16 protein-coding genes are annotated in these 18,037 nt (G+C 63.5%); 8 read left to right on the forward strand and 8 right to left on the reverse strand.

The annotated features are described in order from the left end of the window. Positions 1-109: 109 nt before the first annotated feature. The 3 genes from PMN64_RS19100 to PMN64_RS19110 are packed head-to-tail and all read right to left on the reverse strand — an operon-like array spanning position 110 to position 4,163. Positions 110-2,335, reverse strand: a complete 2,226-nt coding sequence (locus PMN64_RS19100; protein WP_411781740.1) for a molybdopterin cofactor-binding domain-containing protein — start codon at positions 2,333-2,335, stop codon at positions 110-112. Further along, positions 2,332-2,823, reverse strand: a complete 492-nt coding sequence (locus PMN64_RS19105) for a (2Fe-2S)-binding protein (protein ID WP_411781741.1) — start codon at positions 2,821-2,823, stop codon at positions 2,332-2,334. Before PMN64_RS19105 ends, PMN64_RS19100 begins: the two co-directional genes overlap by 4 nt. Then, positions 2,820-4,163 carry a c-type cytochrome gene (locus tag PMN64_RS19110; protein WP_411781742.1) on the reverse strand — a complete coding sequence of 448 codons (1,344 nt, stop codon included), beginning with the start codon at positions 4,161-4,163 and terminating at the stop codon, positions 2,820-2,822. The genes PMN64_RS19105 and PMN64_RS19110 overlap by 4 nt, the downstream gene beginning before the upstream one ends. Positions 4,164-4,296: 133 nt before the next feature. On the opposite strand from PMN64_RS19110, the gene recQ reads away from it, so the two are divergent. Continuing rightward, on the forward strand, positions 4,297-6,165 hold the full coding sequence (recQ, locus tag PMN64_RS19115) for a DNA helicase RecQ (protein WP_028341525.1): 1,869 nt from the start codon (positions 4,297-4,299) through the stop codon (positions 6,163-6,165). A gap of 106 nt (positions 6,166-6,271) precedes the next feature. Here recQ and PMN64_RS19120 read toward each other — a convergent pair whose 3' ends face one another. Beyond that, entirely contained in the window at positions 6,272-7,189 is a 918-nt protein-coding gene (locus tag PMN64_RS19120) for a DUF1186 domain-containing protein (RefSeq protein ID WP_051447922.1), read from the reverse strand. 211 nt (positions 7,190-7,400) lie between these two features. Here PMN64_RS19120 and PMN64_RS19125 point away from each other — a divergent pair, with 211 nt between their 5' ends. Together PMN64_RS19125 and PMN64_RS19130 are read left to right on the forward strand one after the other, a co-directional pair. Then, entirely contained in the window at positions 7,401-9,149 is a 1,749-nt protein-coding gene (locus tag PMN64_RS19125; protein WP_411781743.1) for a flavin-containing monooxygenase, read from the forward strand. Positions 9,150-9,229: 80 nt separating this feature from the next. Next, the gene (locus tag PMN64_RS19130) at positions 9,230-10,171 is read left to right on the forward strand and encodes a metallophosphoesterase (protein WP_411781744.1); all 942 of its coding nucleotides are present in this window, start codon (positions 9,230-9,232) and stop codon (positions 10,169-10,171) included. Between the two features lie 163 nt (positions 10,172-10,334). Here the strand turns inward: PMN64_RS19130 and PMN64_RS19135 are convergent, their stop codons facing one another. Then, positions 10,335-11,594, reverse strand: coding sequence for a S1C family serine protease (locus PMN64_RS19135; RefSeq protein ID WP_411781745.1), 1,260 nt, complete (start codon positions 11,592-11,594; stop codon positions 10,335-10,337). A gap of 428 nt (positions 11,595-12,022) precedes the next feature. On the opposite strand from PMN64_RS19135, the gene PMN64_RS19140 reads away from it, so the two are divergent. Then, positions 12,023-12,154: a hypothetical protein gene (locus tag PMN64_RS19140; protein ID WP_259245081.1), complete on the forward strand. Its 132-nt coding sequence runs from the start codon at positions 12,023-12,025 to the stop codon at positions 12,152-12,154. Positions 12,155-12,576: 422 nt separating this feature from the next. Further along, positions 12,577-12,768, forward strand: coding sequence for a hypothetical protein (locus PMN64_RS19145; RefSeq protein ID WP_304498255.1), 192 nt, complete (start codon positions 12,577-12,579; stop codon positions 12,766-12,768). Positions 12,769-12,784: 16 nt separating this feature from the next. Here the strand turns inward: PMN64_RS19145 and PMN64_RS19150 are convergent, their stop codons facing one another. After that, a complete protein-coding gene (locus PMN64_RS19150; RefSeq protein ID WP_411781746.1) occupies positions 12,785-12,958 on the reverse strand; it encodes a hypothetical protein in 174 nt (57 codons plus the stop codon). Positions 12,959-14,120: 1,162 nt separating this feature from the next. Here PMN64_RS19150 and PMN64_RS19155 point away from each other — a divergent pair. Together PMN64_RS19155 and PMN64_RS19160 are read left to right on the forward strand one after the other, a co-directional pair. Continuing rightward, positions 14,121-14,432: a hypothetical protein gene (locus PMN64_RS19155; RefSeq protein ID WP_411781747.1), complete on the forward strand. Its 312-nt coding sequence runs from the start codon at positions 14,121-14,123 to the stop codon at positions 14,430-14,432. A 164-nt stretch (positions 14,433-14,596) separates the two neighbouring features. Further along, entirely contained in the window at positions 14,597-14,878 is a 282-nt protein-coding gene (locus PMN64_RS19160; RefSeq protein WP_411781748.1) for a hypothetical protein, read from the forward strand. Positions 14,879-15,334: 456 nt separating this feature from the next. Here PMN64_RS19160 and PMN64_RS19165 read toward each other — a convergent pair whose 3' ends face one another. Further along, positions 15,335-15,577 (reverse strand): hypothetical protein, encoded by a 243-nt coding sequence (locus PMN64_RS19165; RefSeq protein ID WP_411781766.1) that lies wholly within the window; start codon positions 15,575-15,577, stop codon positions 15,335-15,337. 650 nt (positions 15,578-16,227) lie between these two features. Beyond that, a complete protein-coding gene (locus PMN64_RS19170) occupies positions 16,228-17,241 on the reverse strand; it encodes a 1-aminocyclopropane-1-carboxylate deaminase (RefSeq protein WP_028341533.1) in 1,014 nt (337 codons plus the stop codon). A 161-nt stretch (positions 17,242-17,402) separates the two neighbouring features. Between PMN64_RS19170 and PMN64_RS19175 the strand changes: the two genes are divergently transcribed. Further along, positions 17,403-17,867 carry an Lrp/AsnC family transcriptional regulator gene (locus PMN64_RS19175; RefSeq protein ID WP_411781749.1) on the forward strand — a complete coding sequence of 155 codons (465 nt, stop codon included), beginning with the start codon at positions 17,403-17,405 and terminating at the stop codon, positions 17,865-17,867. Positions 17,868-18,037 lie beyond the last annotated feature (170 nt).

Genomic DNA, 18,037 nt, shown 5'->3' on the forward strand with positions numbered 1-18,037 from the left:
AAAATGCCTGACACTGGCCTCCACCCGCGCACGCCCGATTGCGCAAAGCCCTCGCAAGCGGGAGAGGTGCAACGAGTTTGCGGTGAGATCAATCCAAATCAGTTTTATTTCACGCGTCGATCGCGTCCTTGATCCGCTTGCGGCTGAGTGGCAGGTCGCGCAGCCGCTTGCCGGTTGCATGCGCGATGGCATTGGCGAGCGAGGCGGCGGCCGGGCCCTGCCCGGTCTCGCCGCTGCCGAGGAACGGCTGGCCCGGACGGTTGATGATGTGGACGGCGATGCTGTCGGGCACCGCATTGAAGCGCAGGATCGGGTAGGTCTGCCAGTCGATGCTGGTGATCCTTGTCTCATCGAAGGTGACGCTTTCATAGAGCGTCCAGCTCGTCGACTGCACGATCGCGCCCTCGATCTGGTTGGTGATGCCGTCCGGATTGACGACCTGGCCGGCGTCGACGGCGGCGACCGCGCGCACCAGCCGAGCCCGCCCGGTTTCGCGATCGACCTCGACCTCGGATGCGATGGCGCAATAGGCGGCAAGATTCTTGTAGCGCGCGAACGCGAAGCCGTAGCCGCGATTTCGCGGCGGCTTCTGCCCGCGCGTCCAGCCGAACTCCTCCGCGGCCTTCTCGACCACCGCGCGGCCGCGCTGATCGTCGAGATGCCTGAGGCGAAACTCGACCGGATCGGCGCCGGCGAGACCGGCCAGTTCATCCATGAAGCTCTCGCTCGAGAACACGTTGTGATAGGCGCCGAGCGCGCGCATCGCGGAGATCCGCAGCGGCATCGCGGGGATGAAGTGATGCATCACATGCGCGTTCGGAAAATTGTAGATCGGGATCGCGTTGCGATCGCCGCCACCTTCCGGCAGCGGCAACGGCTTTGGTGCGGGCACCGCGAATGATCGCGCCATGTGCTGGGCCGCAAGCAGCGCGCCGGCGCCGCCCGGCCGCATCGAATGCGTGTTGCTCCACACCGCAAAATTCCAGTCGGCGATCTTGCCGTCGGCCGTGAGCGACGCGCTCAATTTCGTCACCATCACCGGACCATAGGGCTCCCAGCCGTGCTCCTGCTCGCGCATCCACTGCACCCGAATTGGGCGCTCTGGCAGCGCTCGGGCGATCAGCGCGGCGTCGGCCGCAGCATCGTCGGCGCCATTGTGGCCATAACAGCCGGAGCCTTCGACATGGATCAGGCGGACGCTGGCGGGCGTCATGCCGAGCATCTCGGCGATCGCCTGCCGGTCGGGATAGACGCCCTGCGTGTGCGTCCACACCGTCATCGCACCATCGACGAATTGCGCGACCGCGCAAGACGGCCCGATCGAGCCGTGCGACTGGTAAGGCCGCGTATAGGTTGCTTCGAGCGACCGCGCGCCGCTCACCGTGGGATCATTCCTTTGAAAGATTGCAAAGTCCTGCGACGGCAGCGCAGTCAGCACGTTGGCCAGATCGTGCTGGTTCGGCAGCTTCGCGCTCTCTCGCCACTTCGCCGCGGCGGCCAGCGCGTGCATGGCCTTGACCGCCGAAAATTCCTTCTCCGCCACCACGGCCAGGAAGTTGCCGTCGCGCACGATTTGAATCACGCCGGGCATTTTCTCGATCGCGGCCGTGTCGCATTCCACGAGCTGCGCGCCGTAGCTCGGCGGGCGCACCACGCGCGCATGCACCATGCCGGGAAGCCGCATGTCCTGCACATAGGCGGCGCCGCCCGTGACCTTGGCCGGAATGTCGACGCGTGGCACCGGCTGGCCCATCACCTTGAAGCTCGCCGGATCCTTCAGGCTTGATGTCGGTTGCGCCTGGACGTGCAACATGTCCGCGGCAACAAGCTCGCCATAGCCCAGACGCCGGCCATCGGGAGCGACGACGGCCGCATTCTCGGTTCGCAAGCCGTCGGGCGGCAAGTCGAAACGCTTTGCCGCCTCCGCAACCAGCAGCGCGCGCGCTTGCGCCGCGGCATGCAGGATCGCCGTGCCGCTGTCCTGCATCGAATGACTGCCGGACGTGTAGCCCTCGTTCGCCGTGAGTTTGGTGTCGGCGGTGATCACCTTCAGCGCATCGAAGGGAATATCGAGCTGCTCCGCCGCGATCTGCTGGAACGCAGTGCGGAATCCCTGGCCGAGTTCGGCCTTGCCCGTAAAGGCCGTGACCTGGCCATTGGCATCGATGCGGATCCAGGAATCCAGATTGGGCGCTTTCGCCAGGCTGCCCGGCAACGCCGGGCTCTGCGCAGCCTTCTGCTCCTGTGCCACCGCATGGCGAAGCGAGAAGCTGACGATCAGCGCGCCGCTGCCGGCCAGCACGCTGCGGCGATCGAGAACCACCGGCGCGGTCATCGGACGCTCCTGTCGCTTGCGGCGTCGGCCGTATCCATCAACTTGGCGGCGCGGTGCACTGCGCGCAGGATGCGCATATGGGTGCCGCAGCGGCAGAGATTCGGCTCCAGCTCGGCACGGATCTGTGCATCCGATGGCTTCGGGTTGCGCATCAGCAGTGCCTGCGCGCGCATCATCATCCCGGCGATGCAGTAGCCGCACTGCGCCGCCTGCTCCTCCATGAAGGCGCGCTGGATCGGCGCCGGCGCGGCCACGGTGCCGAGCCCTTCGAGCGTCGTCACCTGCTTGCCCTCGACCAGGACCAGCGGCGTGACGCAGGACAGCACCGCCTTGCCGTCGACGATCACCGTGCAGGAGCCGCATTGCCCGAGACCGCAGCCGAACTTGGCGGCATTGAGCGCCAAATCATTGCGCAGCACATAAAGCAGCGGCGTATCCGGTTCCGCATCGACCTGATGATCCCTGCCATTGACCTTCAATGTCATCATGGCTTGCCTCGCTGTCTGGATTCTGATGGCGTGTCGCGCGCCGCAAGCGACGCGGCCTGCACCGCCCGCGCATCGCGCACCGCCTTGTCGAGATTGGCCCACGCCGGCCGCTTGCCGAATCGGGCGCGCAGATAGGCCGTGAGCGCAACCATCTGCGCATCATCGATGCTGGCGGCGAAGCCCGGCATGATCGGGCTGCGCTCGCCTTCGACAGCAACGACGCCCGACAACATGATATTGAGGAGGTTGCGCGGGTCGGGGCTTGCGATCGCCGTGCTGAGCGCGAGATTGACGCCGCCATAGGGCAGCGCGCGGCTGCCCTCATGGCAGGAGGCGCACGCCGCGGCATAGATCGCCGCGCCGGCCGCATGGGCCTGTGCCGCATCATCCGAAGACGATTGCGCCACGACGTCGGCTGGCCGTTTGCGATCCGGCGCCGGCGCGCCCGGGATATCGGCCATGTACGCGGCGATGGCCCGCACGTCGCTGTCGGGCACCGTCGCCAGATTGCCGACCACTTCAGCCATCGGGCCGCGCGCGGTGCCATGATCGGCCTGCCAGCCGTGGCGCAAATAGGCGTAGAGCGCGTCGGCGATCCACCGCACCGGAGCTTGCGAGGTGTCGTTCAGCGCATAGGCGTGCCAATTGTCGACCTCGCCGCCGGAGAACTGCGCATTGACGCGCTCGGCGCCAAGCGCGTTGCGCGGCGTGTGGCAGGCGCCGCAATGCGCGAGCCCCTCCACCAGATAGGCGCCGCGGTTCCATTCCGCGCCCTTCGCCGAGTCCTGAGGGACATCGCCGCTGCGAAGATACAGCAGCTTCCACCCTGCGATCAGCGGTCGATAGTTGAGCGGAAACGACAGCTGATTCGCCGGCGGCGACGCGTGGACCGGCTGTCGTGTCATCAGGAACGCATAAAGCGCCCGGTCGTCCGCATCGGAGACGTTGGTGAAATGGTCATAGGGAAAGGTCGGGTAGAGATGCTGGCCATCGCGCGCGACGCCCGAGCGCATCGCGCGGACGAACGCCTCCTCCGGCCAGCGCCCGATGCCGGTTTCGGCATCCGGCGTGATGTTGGATGAGAAGACGATGCCGAACGGCGTTGGAACCGGGAGCCCGCCGGCATAAGTCGCGCCGCCCTGCACGGTATGGCAGGTGTTGCAATTGCCGATCGCGGCGAGTTCGCGGCCGCGTTTGACCGCATCGGGGTCGAAGGTATCGGCCCGCGGCGGCGCAATGGCGGCAATCTGCGGCCGCCAGGCGACCGCGAGGCCCATTGCCGCGCCCGCGACCAGCACGATCGCGGCAATGCCTGTGATGATCCGCAGCTGACCAGTCATGCTGAATTGAGTTTGTTGTTGGGACGTGTATTAACACCTTTCGTTCCGGTATCGTTCGGCCATAAGACCTCGATCACCGCCTGTTGACCCCAAGGAAATCCTGGGAAATCCCAAAGGGATCGCGCAAGGGACCATGACCGCCCAGCCCGCCCTCGATCGCGCCTCCGCCCCGTCTCGCGATGCGCTGTCCGTGCTCAGTTCCGTGTTCGGCCTGTCGGGCTTCCGCGGCGCGCAGGAAAAGATCATCCGCCACGTCACCGATGGCGGCAATTGCCTGGTGCTGATGCCGACCGGCGGCGGCAAGTCGCTGTGCTATCAGCTGCCGTCGCTGCTGCGCGACGGCTGCGGCATCGTGGTGTCGCCCTTGATCGCGCTGATGCGCGACCAGGTCGCGGGCCTCACTGAAGCCGGCGTCAACGCCGCGGTGCTGAATTCGACGCTGTCCTATGAGGAAGCCTCCGAGGTCGAGCGGCGGCTGCTCGCCGGCGATCTCGACCTGCTCTATGTGGCGCCGGAACGGCTGCTGACGCCGCGCTGCCTCAATCTGCTCGGCCAGGCGCAGATCGCGCTGTTTGCGATCGACGAGGCGCATTGCGTCTCGCAATGGGGCCATGACTTCCGCCCGGAATATATCGGCCTGTCCGCACTCGCCGAGCGCTTCCCGAAAGTGCCGCGCATCGCGCTGACCGCGACCGCAGACGCGCTGACCCGAAGGGAGATCGCCGAGCGGCTGCAGCTTACCGACGCACCGCAATACGTCGCGAGCTTCGACCGGCCCAATATCCGCTACGAGATCGTCGACAAGCAGAATGCGACCACGCAGCTGAAGAACTTTATCAAGGAGCGGCATGCCGGCGACGCCGGCGTGGTGTATTGCCTGTCCCGCGCCAAGGTCGAGGATGTCGCGGCGGCGCTCAGCGAGGCCGGCATTGCCGCGTTGCCCTATCATGCCGGGCTCGACGCCGGCCTGCGTGCCCGGCATCAGGACCGCTTCCTCAACGAGGACGGCATCGTGATCGTCGCCACGATCGCGTTCGGCATGGGCATCGACAAGCCCGACGTGCGCTTCGTCGCGCATCTCGATCTGCCGAAGAGCATCGAAGCCTACTACCAGGAGACCGGACGTGCCGGCCGTGACGGCAAGCCGTCGGCCGCGTGGATGGCCTACGGGCTCTCCGACATCGTGCAGCAGCGCCGCATGATCGATGAATCGACCGGCTCCGACGCCTTCAAGCGCGTCTCGGTCGGCAAGCTCGACGCGCTGGTTGCGCTGGCTGAAACGGTGCATTGCCGCCGGCAGCGCTTGCTCGGCTATTTCGGCGAGACCCGCGCGGAGGAAATCTGCGGCAATTGCGACAACTGCCTGACGCCGCCGCGCGTCCGCGACGGCAAGGTGCTTGCACAAAAGCTGCTGTCCTGCGCCTACCGCACCGGGCAACGTTTCGGCGCCATGCACCTGATCGACGTGCTGGTCGGACGGCTGACCGAACGGGTCAAGCAGTTCAACCACGACCAGCTGTCGGTGTTCGGCATCGGCCGCGAGCTCAACGAGAAGCAATGGCGCGCGGTGCTGCGCCAGCTGGTGGCGATGGGCCATCTGCGCGCCGACAGCGACGCCTTCGGCGCGCTTGTTCTGACCGACAGCGCCCGCGGCGTGCTGAAGGGCGAGACCGCGGTGATGCTGCGCGAGCAGCCGGAAGGCGCGCGCAACCGCGCAGTCCGCGGCAAGTCGCGCCGCGGCGAGCTTGTGCCCGCACCCGACAGCCCGGGTGGCGTCGCAAATCCCGCGCTGCATGCGGCGTTGCGCGCCTGGCGCTCGGACGTCGCGCGCCAGCGCGGCGTGCCGGCCTATGTCGTGCTGCATGATTCCACCATCGACGGCATCGCCGCGATGCGGCCGGACACGCTGGGCGAGCTGCGCAACATCGCAGGGATCGGCGACAAGAAGCTCGAGCACTACGGCGACGAGCTGATCCGCATCGTGAAGGCGACGGAAGGCTGAACCTGGGCCAAGCTATATCCATATCCGCCAGCATTTCCGGATCGGTCTCGAACGAAGCGGCGTCCGGATGTGCGCCAATGGTCGGCAGATCTAGGGCGACTGCACCTCAACCTTGATTGGCGAGGCAACATTTCTTGTATTTCTTGCCGCTTCCGCATGGACATGGATCGTTGCGTCCGACATGGCGGAGGGGATTCCTCACGGGCTCCGAGGGCATCCATTGCGTGTCGAGATCGTCCTCGGCGTCATCGTAATCGGTCCACGCCAGCGCATCGACCACATCTTCGATATAGCCGAGATAACTTTCCTCGAAGCGGGTAATGTCGTCGGGTCTCTGCTCGGCGGTGGCGAGCAAGTCGTCAAACTCGCTGCGTATGAACGGCGAGTCAGGGATGCGGCCATCGTCGATGGCGCTATGCACCAGCGGTGCCAGCTCGCGTAGTCCCAGCAAGGCAATTGCCTGCTGCCAGCCATACCAAGCTTGGTCCTCATCGTCGGCAAGTCTGTCCTCAAAGAATGCTACGAGCAGGTGTCGCATCCGCTCGTGCGGGATACGTCCGTTCCACGTAAGGAAGGCTGCCGCGCCGAGAATTTGGTCGCGGACGAACTGATCAATGGATCGATCCCCCACCATGCCCAATAGTGTATCGACGTCCCCATCGAAAACGCCGGCGACGATGCTCGCCATGCTTTGGGGCACAACATCCCCGAGCAGATAATCGAGCTCGGCTTCGGGCCGGCGCAGCAACCGCAGCAGGTCGCGGCATACGTCCTGGTCGCGGGCTCCGCCGAGGATATAGAGGCCGCGGAACAGAAGCGTGACCTCGTCGTCGGAGAGCGCTTCACCATTCGCCGCACGAGCGACCAGGGCGCGCAGCGGCGGAGCCGCCTCTTCCATCCTGACCAGACACATCCCAACCGCAAGGGCAGGTAACCGCTTTTCAGTAGCGACCGCTTCCAGGTAACCGTCGATCGGCCCCAAGTCGCCCCGCTTGAAGATAGCTTCTACTTCTTCCTTCTTCATGGGAACTCGATCTTTTCGGGCAGGTGAACGATCGCGACAGAACAACTACCGGATCACCGCTCATCCCCATACTCTACCAGAGACAGCATAGGAGCTATTCGCTGGACGGCAATACGCTTGCTTGCGGGCCGCGCCGCCATCGCCCTAATCTTCGTCCATCGCGTCCAACGAGGCGCGGACACGACATAACGATATAGGGAAGAGACGGCCCATGGCTCAGGAGAGCACCGCGCGCAAGGCTGCGCGCCCTGCCGAAACCGGAACGTTCGATGCCGTGGTGATCGGCGCCGGGTTCGCCGGCATGTACATGCTGCATCGGCTGCGCGGACTCGGCTTCACCGCGCGGGTCTATGAAGCCGGCGGCGGGGTCGGCGGCACCTGGTACTGGAATCGCTATCCCGGCGCGCGTTGCGACGTCGAGAGCCTGCAATATTCCTTCTCGTTCTCCGAGGAACTCGATCAGGACTGGAGCTGGTCGGAGAAATATTCTCCGCAGCCCGAAATTCTCGCTTACGCCAATCACGTCGCCGATCGCTTCGATCTGCGCAGCCAGATCGTGTTCGACACCCGCGTCACCGCGGCGACCTTCGACGAGCAGGCAGGCACATGGCTGATCGAGACCGACCGCGGCGACAGGGTCACCGCAAAGTTCTGCATCATGGCGGTCGGCTGCCTGTCGGCGCCGAACCGGCCGGCTTTCCCAGGCATGGCGGATTTCCGCGGGCCGATCTATCACACCGGCGAATGGCCGCATGAGGGCGTCGACTTCACCGGCCTGCGTGTTGGCGTGATCGGCACCGGCTCATCGGCGATCCAGTCGATCCCGATCATCGCGCAGCAGGCCTCCGAGCTCACGGTGTTCCAGCGCACCGCGACGTGGTCGGTGCCGGCATGGAACGAGCGGCTGTCGGCGGACTATCTCAAGGAAGCCAAGGCGCATTATCCGGAGCTGCGCGCGAAAGCCCGCGCGCGCCCGACCGGCTTCTATTTCCAGTTCAACGCCCAGCCCGCCTTGCAGGCGAGCGAGCGGGAGCGCGAGCAGCAATACGAAGAAGCCTGGCAGCGCGGCGGCCTGCCCTTCCTCGGCGCCTTCGGCGACCTCCTGTTCGAGAAGGCCGCCAACGACACCATCGCCGATTTCGCGCGCGAGAAGATCCGCGGCATCGTCAAGGATCCCGCCACCGCCGAGCTGCTGTGCCCGCGAAACGTATTCGGCTGCAAGCGGCTCTGCGTCGACACCAATTATTTCGAGACCTACAATCTGCCGCATGTGAAACTTGTCGACGTGTCGACGACGCCGATCGATCGCTTCACGACGGAAGGCATTATCGTCGACGGCACCGAATACAAGTTCGATGCGATCGTCTCCGCCACCGGCTTTGCCGCCATGACCGGCTCGTTCGACAAGATCGCGATCACCGGCCGCGGCGGGCAGACGCTGGCCGAGAAATGGCGGGCCGGCCCGCGCGCCTATCTCGGCCTTGCCTCCGAGGGCTTTCCGAACCTGTTCATGATCACCGGGCCCGGCAGCCCCTCGGTGCTCGCCAGCATGATCCAGGCGATCGAGCAGCATGTCGACTGGCTGGCGGATTGCATCAGTCATATGCGCGACATCGGCGCCGGCACGATCGAGGCGGTCCGCGACGACGAGGACGCCTGGGTCGCCCATGTCAACGATGTCTCCACGGTCTCGCTGCGCTCGACCTGCAGCTCCTGGTATGTCGGCGCCAACATCCCGGGCCGTCCCCGCGTGTTCATGCCCTATATCGGCGGCTTCCCGATCTATGTGCAGAAGTGCAATGAGGTGATGAACTCGGGTTACGACGGCTTCGTGCTGCAGGGCGGGCGCAACGGCAATGCACCGCCGCAGGTGCGCTTCACCGAGCGCTGGCAGGTGCCGCTCGACATCGAGGTGATCTCGCCGGCCGCGGTCGCCGCGAAGCGGGTTCCCGTGGTCTGAGTGCCGGCGGTATCCGCACCGGGATTGCGCATGATAGTGTCGCGCCGGTCCGCGCTTCAAACCGCGGGCCGACGGGGAACATGGCCGACACGGCATTGCAGGGATTGATCGAGCGGATCGGCGCCGACCATGTGGTGCGCCGGCTTGGGATCGAGGCCGCGCACGAGAAGCAGCTGTTCGGCCAGGGCACGCTGGTGTTCAATGTCGAGAACTGGAAACTGGCGCCGCGGATCATCGAGTCCGCGCTCAAGGTGACCGGCCTGCATGGCCGCGCGCGGCGCAATGCCGATAGCGTCGAGGTGCGGCGCAATCTGGTGACGTCGGCGCGGCTGCCGGTGGCCTTCGACGGCTTCACCATCCTGCATCTCAGCGATCTCCACGCCGACATCAGCCAAGGCGCGATGCGGCATCTGGCTGACATCGTGCGCGATATCGCCTGCGATATCTGCGTTCTCACCGGCGACTACCGCGGCAAGACGTACGGGCCGTTTGAAACGAGCCTCGCGCTGATGCGGGATCTGTGCGCGCGGATCGAGCTGCCGCGCTACGGCATCCTCGGCAATCATGACAGCATCCGCATGACGCCAGCACTGGAGGCGATGGGCATCAGGATGCTGTTCAATGAGCAGGAGCCGATCACGCGCGATGGCGCGACGATCCACCTCGCCGGGATCGACGACGCGCACTTCTACCGCACCGACGACATTGCAAAAGCCGCGGCGGCAATCCCGCGCGATGCGTTCTCGATCCTGCTGGCGCATACGCCGGAATCCTATCGCGCGGCGGCGGCCGCCGGCTTCGACCTGATGCTGAGCGGCCATACCCATGGCGGCCAGCTCTGCCTGCCCGGCGGCATCGCGATCAAGCTGGAGGCGCGGCTGCCGCGCCGGATGGGCAGCGGCGCATGGCGGTTCGGCGCGCTTGCCGGCTACACATCAGCCGGCGCCGGCACCAGCCTCGCGCCGGTGCGGCTGAATTGCCCGGCCGAGATCACCGTGCATACGCTGCGGCGGGCCGGTTGAGCTCACCCCGCCCGTACGTCGCAGGCGCCCATTGCCAAAATATCGAAAACAACCCCATGCAAAGGAGCCGGAGGCTGCCCGGACGTCGCAAGGAAAGACGCGTGGCCGGTAGCCAGATGCAGTCGCCCTGCCGTAAGGACGGGAAGAAGGCGTAGCGGAGGTCTCAATTGCCCTTCTTCGCGTTTGCGCTCTGCTCATTCACCGTGCAGGTGATCAGCAGCGTGTAGCCGCGCGCATTCTTGGCAATCTCGGCGGTTTCCTTCTTCATCTCCTCGCGCCACTCGGCGGTCCGGTACGCCACCGCGCTGTTGTCGAGGAAGTCGCGCAGCGCGCCGGTCTTGATCGCGAAGTTGATGTTCTCCGGAATGGTCCCCGTCGCCCGCGCCATCCTGACCGCGTCGAGCTTGGCAGCCACGACGCCGACCACCGCGCCGGTGTGGTCGAACAGCGGACCGCCGCTGTTGCCGGGCTGCACCGCGGCGCTGATCTGCAGATGACGGGTATCGTTGAGGATGCCGCTCAACGAAGAGACAATGCCCGTGGTGACGGTGAAATCGGATGTCAGCAATCCGTGATAGGGATAGCCGATCGCCACCACGCCGTTGCCGACCAGGATGGGGTTTTGCCTGAGGCTGACGACATCCTTGAACGGGGTCGGCGCCTGCAGCAACGCGAGATCATTGGTCTCGTCATCGGACACCAGGCGCAGCTTGACCGGCGCCTCGCCGCTCAGGTTGCCCGTGATCTCGCTGCAGCCGCCGACAACATGGTGATTGGTGACGACGTGGCCGCTGCTGCTGACCACAAAGCCGGTCCCCGTCCCTGATCTCGCCTGTTTCTGCGTGGGCCCCGGAGCCGCCTGCTGCGGCGGCGCAGCCGCGGGCTTTGTCGCGACGGCGAACTCGCCGGCATTGGCGACGCCGTTCTTCTTCACCGAGACAACGCAGTTGAGCAGTGCCGGCAGCAGCTGCGCGGTCTGATTGAGGTTGAATTGAAACAACTGGCCCTGCGCGAAGGCGGTCATCTGGCGCGCCTTGCGGAACTGGTTGATCAGCGCCGAGTTCACCGGCATCTCGACATTCACGAGCTGCGTGCCGAGCGGCATGCCGTAGACATTGAACGCAGGCTGGCCGTCGAAGGTCAGCGCGAGCGGAAAGGCCTCGCCCGCCGTCAGGCGCCAGCTCTCATGGGCAAAACCCAGGCGCCAGCTGCCATTCTCGGCGATCGACACCATGAAGAAGATGCCGCTTTGATACGTGGTGCCCGCCGAGCAATGGGTGAAGGCGCCATTCTTGTCGTTGGTGAAGGCGCCACCCTTCCAGTTGCCGACGCTGATCGAACCGTAGGGACCGCGCGCGCTCGACGGAGTTGCAGACGCAAACAGCCATGCGACTGCAACGACCGCCCAGACCGCAACTCTCATGACGCACACTCCCCAGCCACAACCCTATCATAGGAGGCGGAGAAATTCATCCGCAAGTGGAGCGCGGCTTGGACTTTGGTCCTGCAGCCACGCAAACCCACCGCGGATGAGGCAATCGCCACACCCTCAGGTTACAAAACCTATGTTCTCATTTTGTTCTTATGTCAATCGGGGTGCTGTCCGTATTCAAGCCCCCATGTCCTAAGTCGGATCTCGGAGTGTCCTAATTCGGATTAAGCGAACGGAAACCAAGGGTTGGCCGTTGTTCTCGGTAGAGCTACTGAGGCGGTTTGGTGAATGTTCTGCCCACAGCGAACATTCGTGGGTGAACGGACCGGAATGATCCGGATAGGCCCATCAAGAGTTCTTTAAAGTGGCCCTGCGACGATCCTCAGCATTGGCTGAATGAGCTTAAGGATTGCCCATTCATGAAAGGGCTGTTCATTGCAATAAGCGTCATCGCCGGCCTTTTCATCGGCGATCAACACTTCAACCACGGTCAATACACGGACGCCGTGCAGCGCATGGTTGCTCAGATGAGGCATTCTTTCGGAATATAAGGCCGCCTCAATTGAACGGAGTGCCAGTCGCTCTTAGTGCGATTTATATGCCGTGATGATTTGGGCGAATTCGTCGTCATCATCGACGGTCACTAAACCGATGACCATCCAGCCTGCGCACAAGCCGAGAACCATCAACGTCATCTTTAGCCACGGTCTCATAAAAGCTAATATGCTCCGAGAACCAGCTATTTTCCACCCCACCGGTCGTTTGGTGCTCTCCGTATTAGGCCCCAGTGGGCCATTGGATGTTCTGGCCCCATCAATTTCCATGGTCGCCATCTGTTCTTGATCTAGCTCAACGAGCGGAACAACGGCGGCATCCGGGGATTCACCGTGGGTGAACCGAGTTTCCTTGGCCTGATTTTGATTTGAGCGCTAAAGTGCGCACGCTCGCTCGAAACACCTTTGAGGGGAGAGTCATGAAGTCAATTTTCAGAATTGCTTTGGCCTTAGCTATTTTTGCCGGTTCCACCGCGACCTATGCGCAGACCTCAACCACACAGAAGGCCGCGACCGGCCAAAAGGGCGCCGCTAAAAACGCGAAACGAACTTCCATGCATGATGGCTGCCATAGCAGGGCGGCCCAAATGTCGGGAAAGCCTTGCCATTAACGTAAAGGAGGCCGCCTCAGTTGGTGGCCTCTTCCTCGTCCTGTTCGGCCAAAATCTCTTTGTCGAGTTCGAGTTTCTTAATCAGCCCGTTCGATTTCCTTGACGCCGATCTGTCCGTCACGAGCAAGCAGAAACTGGCATCCTTCGCCGAAAGCCCTGTTGTTAGTTCGCGTTCGCCAGCCATCAGCATAACCTTTCCTTGACCTACTGGCGCCGCTTGGAGAGGGGACGCGGACGATGGGCGCTGCGACGCAGCCCCATCCATTTCGCTCTCTTCCCCGGCCACGCCCGGCCTCAACCTCGTCGATCACAAGTCGCCCGGCGATCTCATCACGTAAAAAGAAACGGCCCCAGCGAGGCATCGGGCCGGGGCCGAGTTGCACTTTGGTCGTCCCAGCGCTCGTCCAGCGCCGGGCATGCGGCAACGGCAGTCGCCCTTCCCGTGTCCCAAATGAAATGGCCGCAGCATCCCGTGTGAATCAAAAGGGGGCCGCACCAAAATGCGGCCCCCGCTGAACAGCCACTCAAAATGCCCCTGCCTCTCAGCAGAGGGCTGTAGCTCTCGCCAATATTTAGACTTTTAACGGTGTTGCGGATTCCGGGCCATTACGGACCTGTTTTCAGGTGTCCTAATTCCCCCGCTGCGAGTGTCCTAACTAGAATAGGACAGCACCTCAATCGGGGTGCTGTCCCGTATTTAAGCCTCGTGTCCTGAGTTGGATTTCGGAGATTACTGAGCAAGAATTTCCAAAGAAACAGCCCCAGCACCCTTGGAGGGTAGTGCTGGGGCCGTTCTCATTGCTGTCGCCGAGCCGCCGCTGTCGGTAATCGGGCTAGCCCCTCTGGGCCTCAAAAAATTGTCCTTAATAAAACCGCTCTGCCCAGTGAGGCGAATGATCCAATCAAAGCGTGAGCCAGTCAATTAACTTGCGTAAATCAAAGGTAAAGAAGTCGTCCGGATGCTTAACGGGCCGGGCCGGGTGTCCTAATTTCCGGCTGCGAGTGTCCTATCTAGGACAGCACCTCAATTGGGTCCTGTCCGTATTTAAGCCTCGTGCCCTAAGTTGGATTTCGGAGTATCCTAATTCAGGATAAGCAACGGAAACCGCAACTCGGTCAATGTTCTCAGTGGGACAACCGAGACGGCCATCGGATGTTCTGGCTCCATCAATTTGCATGGGACACCATTCGTTCTTGATCTAAGTCAATGAGCAGAACAGAGGGGCATCCGGGGTTCTCCGTGGGTGAACGGAGTTCCAGCCAGCCTGTCCGCTGCTTTCGTCCCCCTTAGCATTCCACACGGAATACCCCGCCATCGCAGGGGTTGGAAGCTGAGGGAGGTCGAGCAAGCCATGGAAAGCGAAAGCACGCCTTCAAGGCCGGGTGAAGCCGCATGGGAAGCGTTGACATTCGATGAGCCGGTCAACGTCGCGCTTGCCATCTGGGCGGCGCTGTTGGTGGCCCACGTCATCGCGGCGTCGGTGTATTATTGGCGGGAGCAGCGCAGCCCGGAATGGTTGGCCGCACTTGCGGTTTTGGCATACTTGCCGATCTTGGTGCCGATCATCTGTCTTGGCCTTGTCTTCAAATATCTGATCCGGCCGCTGATCGGAAAAATAAGACTGTTTCGGCGAAGGTCCGATATCAAAGGCGTCGTTGAGTAAGGGCCGCCTCAGTCATGGCGTCCTATCTCCAGACAAATCGCTACAAAGGCGCTCGGGCTCGCCACTTCCGTAGAAACACGGCCCCAGTGCCGGGGGACACTGAGGCTACGGCAAGGTCCCGCGTTTACGCGAACAGAAGCCACGCTATGCTGGCAAGAAGCCCGATGAACGACATTGCCAAAACGCTGGCGAAGGCAATCTCCACACCGTCTATCCGCTCAGAATGCAATCGCATCAAACCGCCCTCCGGCGAAAAGGGATCGAAAATCTTTAACCGATTGCAGGTGTCCTGGTTCCTTGAAGCGAGTGTCCTAGCCAGGACAGCACCTCAACCCGGACACTTCCCGTTCGCCGCGAAGGCAAAGAAGCTAGATCACCACGCCGCAGCCGTGAGCCCGAACGTGGTTCACTGCGCGCCGCTCGTCTCCTCCAGGTCGGCGGCCTAAAGAAACGGCCCGCGAGGGAATGCCTACGGCGTCAGGCCGCGCTGAGCGCCCTCAGCCCATTTGGCCCTGTTGGCGATCACTGCGAGCCGCCTATTAATTCCGGCTCCGGTCCGGCGCATATGATCCGCTATCAGCCGATGATCCAGCCCAGCCTCATGCAACGCGACCAACAAGCGCTCCTCGATCTCAGTCCAACTCTTGAATCTGTTCGCACGCATTCGACAAGGCCCGCCTTGGAGCTCAAACAAACGGCCCCAGCACTCGGGCAAGGAGGCTGAGGCCGAGGGGCGCCCGTGGGGTAGGGAAAGATTCTGGACACCCCCGCGTGAGCTAGAACCTCGATGGCACGGAAGGGCATTTGCATATGTGAATGAGTGCCCTGATTTCCCCAGGCAAGTGTCCTAACTAGAACAGCACCTCAACCCGGACATTGCCCGTTCGCCGCGCAGGCGGACGCTATTGCGGCTCCCCAACCGAGGAGCGCGCCGGCGGATTTGGTTCGCTGAACCAGTACCAGGATGCGAGGGCATGGACGCCGACGCCGATCAGGAAGATGCCGGCGTAGAGTTCGACCGCATGATTCATCGCCAGCAGGCGGGCATGCGGCGCGGCACCCTGGCCCTGGTAGACCCAGCACCAGTGCCCCACGGCGACGATGCCAACGCCGAGCGCGGCGGCGGCTCGGCCGAATGCATTCATCCTCACGCGATGGTCTCCCAACTCGCCCGGCCCGGCAAAAATACCGGGCGAAGCTGACGCGGACCTGACGTGGGACATGGAACGTAGCCCGGATGGAGCGCAGCGAAATCCGGGATAGTCCCCGAACGGCACGGGCCCCGGATTGCGCTTCGCTCCATCCGGGCTACGGCTCTTCTCCTTCCCCCTGAAAGGGGGAAGGTCGGGATGGGGGTCAGCCACAGGCGACGCTGCAAGCGGAGAAAGCAGATCCCCACCCGCTTTGCTCTGGCGAGCAAAGCGACCTCCCCTTTTCAAGGGGAGGTGAGAATGCGTGGCCCGGATGGAGCGCAGCGAAATCCGGGATTATCCGCGAACGGCACGGGCCCCGGATTGCGCTTCGCTGCATCCGGGCTACGGCTCTTCTCCTTCCCCCTGAAAGGGGGAAGGTCGGGATGGGGGTCGGCCGCAAGCGACGCTGCAAGCGGAGAAAGCAGATCCCCACCCGCTTTGCTCTGGCGAGCAAAGCGACCTCCCCTTTTCAAGGGGAGGTGAGAATGCGTGGCCCGGATGGAGCGCAGCGAAATCCAGGATTATCCCCGAACGGCACGGGCCCCGGATTGCGCTTCGCTCCATCCGGGCTACGTAGCCACGAAATCAGAAGCCCACCCGCCTCAGCCGTTCCTGAACGCGTAGGCGTAGCCGTTGAGCGCCGGCGCGCCGCCGAGATGGGCGTAGAGCACCTTCGATCCGGCCGGGAAATAGCCCTTCTGCACCAGGTCGATCATGCCCTGCATCGACTTCCCCTCATAGACGGGGTCGGTGATCATGCCTTCGAGCCGCGCGCTGAGGCGGATCGCCTCCTTGGTCTCCTCCGACGGCACGCCGTAGGCCGGATAGGCATAGTCCTCGATCAGCACGACATCGTCCTCGACGATGTCGCGGCCGAGCTCGACGAGCTTTGCGGTGTTCTGCGCGATCGACAGCACCTGCGCCTTGGTCTGCGCGGGCGTGAACGAGCCGTCGATGCCGATCACGTTGCGCGCGCGCCCGTCGGCGGCGAAGCCGACCAGCATGCCGGCATGTGTCGAGCCGGTCACCGTGCAGACGACAATGTAGTCGAACTTGACGCCGAGCTGGCGCTCCTGCGCGCGCACCTCTTCGGCGAAGCCGACATAGCCGAGCCCGCCATATTTGTGCACGGAAGCGCCGGCCGGAATCGCGTAGGGCTTGCCGCCCGCCGCCTTCACTTCCTCGATCGCCTGCTCCCAGCTCTTGCGGATGCCGATGTCGAAGCCTTCGTCGACCAGCCGCACATCGGCGCCCATGACGCGCGAGAGCAGGATGTTGCCGACGCGATCATAGACCGCGTCCTCATGCGGCACCCAGCTTTCCTGCACCAGCCGGCACTTCATGCCGATCTTGGCCGCGACGGCCGCGACCATGCGGGTGTGGTTCGACTGCACGCCGCCGATCGAGACCAGCGTGTCGGCGTTGGAGGCGATCGCGTCGGGGATGATGTATTCGAGCTTGCGCAGCTTGTTGCCGCCGAAGGCCAGCCCGGAATTGCAATCCTCGCGCTTGGCATAGAGCTCGACCTTGCCGCCGAGATGCTTTGACAGCCGATCGAGCTTCTCGATGGCGGTCGGCCCGAATGTGAGCGGATAGCGCGCGAACTTCTCCAGCATGCTGGCATCCTCTTTGGTGGTCTGGAACGGCGGCCACAGCTATCACCCCTGGCGCGAAAGGTGCTCTCTAACTCGGCTTGAGGAGTTACCGGAAATTGCTGGATTTGCCACGTATGATATGTTTTCTCTCACAAAACTGCTCAATCGCGAGAGATTCTTCCATGTCCGCCCGACTCGACCGCATCGACCTCAAGATGTTGAGATTGCTGCAGAAGAACGGCCGGCTCAGCAATGCCGAGCTGGCCGAGCAGGTCGGCGTCAGCCCCGCGACTTGCCATCGCCGGACGCAGGCGCTGTTCGACGAGGGGTATCTCAGCGGCGTCCGCGCCATGGTGGCGCCGCGCAAGCTCGGCAAAGGCACGCTGGTCATGGTCGGCGTCGTGCTCGACCGCTCGACGCCGGAAAGCTTTGCGAGCTTCGAGCAGGCGGTGGCGAAACTCAAATGCGTGCTCGACTGCCACCTCGTCGCCGGCGATTTCGACTACTTCCTCAAGATCCGCGCCGGCGACGTCGACGACTTCAAGCGCATCCATGGCGATCAGCTGATCGCACTGCCCGGCGTGCGGCAGACCCGCACCTTCTTCGTCATGAAGGAGGTGGTGGACAATGCGGCGCTGGAGTTTTGAACCTGACGTGATCCCGGCGCGGGCGAGCGCCGTGAGCCGCCAGGTCGGCGGGCCTGCCCGAGAGAAGTAATCCCTTCATCCGACTTGATGGCCGGCGCAAACCGGCGCAGTCTGTCACGGAATCCCCGCGGGGTGCGGGATCGCGCGCGCGGACGCGCGGGGGCATTGAT

This window comes from Bradyrhizobium sp. UFLA01-814, from assembly GCF_046718885.1.
In the GTDB taxonomy this organism is placed as follows: Bacteria; Pseudomonadota; Alphaproteobacteria; order Rhizobiales; family Xanthobacteraceae; genus Bradyrhizobium; species Bradyrhizobium elkanii.

Excerpts from the sequence above, each read along its gene's own strand:
- PMN64_RS19120 (WP_051447922.1), bottom strand. The coding sequence starts at position 7,189 with ATGAAGAAGGAAGAAGTAGAAGCTATCTTCAAGCGGGGCGACTTGGGG.
- PMN64_RS19170 (WP_028341533.1), bottom strand. The coding sequence starts at position 17,241 with ATGCTGGAGAAGTTCGCGCGCTATCCGCTCACATTCGGGCCGACCGCC.
- PMN64_RS19165 (WP_411781766.1), bottom strand. The coding sequence starts at position 15,577 with ATGAATGCATTCGGCCGAGCCGCCGCCGCGCTCGGCGTTGGCATCGTC.
- PMN64_RS19110 (WP_411781742.1), bottom strand. The coding sequence starts at position 4,163 with ATGACTGGTCAGCTGCGGATCATCACAGGCATTGCCGCGATCGTGCTG.
- PMN64_RS19100 (WP_411781740.1), bottom strand. The coding sequence starts at position 2,335 with ATGACCGCGCCGGTGGTTCTCGATCGCCGCAGCGTGCTGGCCGGCAGC.
- recQ (WP_028341525.1), top strand. The coding sequence starts at position 4,297 with ATGACCGCCCAGCCCGCCCTCGATCGCGCCTCCGCCCCGTCTCGCGAT.
- PMN64_RS19145 (WP_304498255.1), top strand. The coding sequence starts at position 12,577 with ATGAAGTCAATTTTCAGAATTGCTTTGGCCTTAGCTATTTTTGCCGGT.
- PMN64_RS19130 (WP_411781744.1), top strand. The coding sequence starts at position 9,230 with ATGGCCGACACGGCATTGCAGGGATTGATCGAGCGGATCGGCGCCGAC.
- PMN64_RS19150 (WP_411781746.1), bottom strand. The coding sequence starts at position 12,958 with ATGCTGATGGCTGGCGAACGCGAACTAACAACAGGGCTTTCGGCGAAG.
- PMN64_RS19125 (WP_411781743.1), top strand. The coding sequence starts at position 7,401 with ATGGCTCAGGAGAGCACCGCGCGCAAGGCTGCGCGCCCTGCCGAAACC.
- PMN64_RS19160 (WP_411781748.1), top strand. The coding sequence starts at position 14,597 with ATGAACGACATTGCCAAAACGCTGGCGAAGGCAATCTCCACACCGTCT.
- PMN64_RS19155 (WP_411781747.1), top strand. The coding sequence starts at position 14,121 with ATGGAAAGCGAAAGCACGCCTTCAAGGCCGGGTGAAGCCGCATGGGAA.
- PMN64_RS19105 (WP_411781741.1), bottom strand. The coding sequence starts at position 2,823 with ATGATGACATTGAAGGTCAATGGCAGGGATCATCAGGTCGATGCGGAA.
- PMN64_RS19135 (WP_411781745.1), bottom strand. The coding sequence starts at position 11,594 with ATGAGAGTTGCGGTCTGGGCGGTCGTTGCAGTCGCATGGCTGTTTGCG.
- PMN64_RS19140 (WP_259245081.1), top strand. The coding sequence starts at position 12,023 with ATGAAAGGGCTGTTCATTGCAATAAGCGTCATCGCCGGCCTTTTCATC.
- PMN64_RS19175 (WP_411781749.1), top strand. The coding sequence starts at position 17,403 with ATGTCCGCCCGACTCGACCGCATCGACCTCAAGATGTTGAGATTGCTG.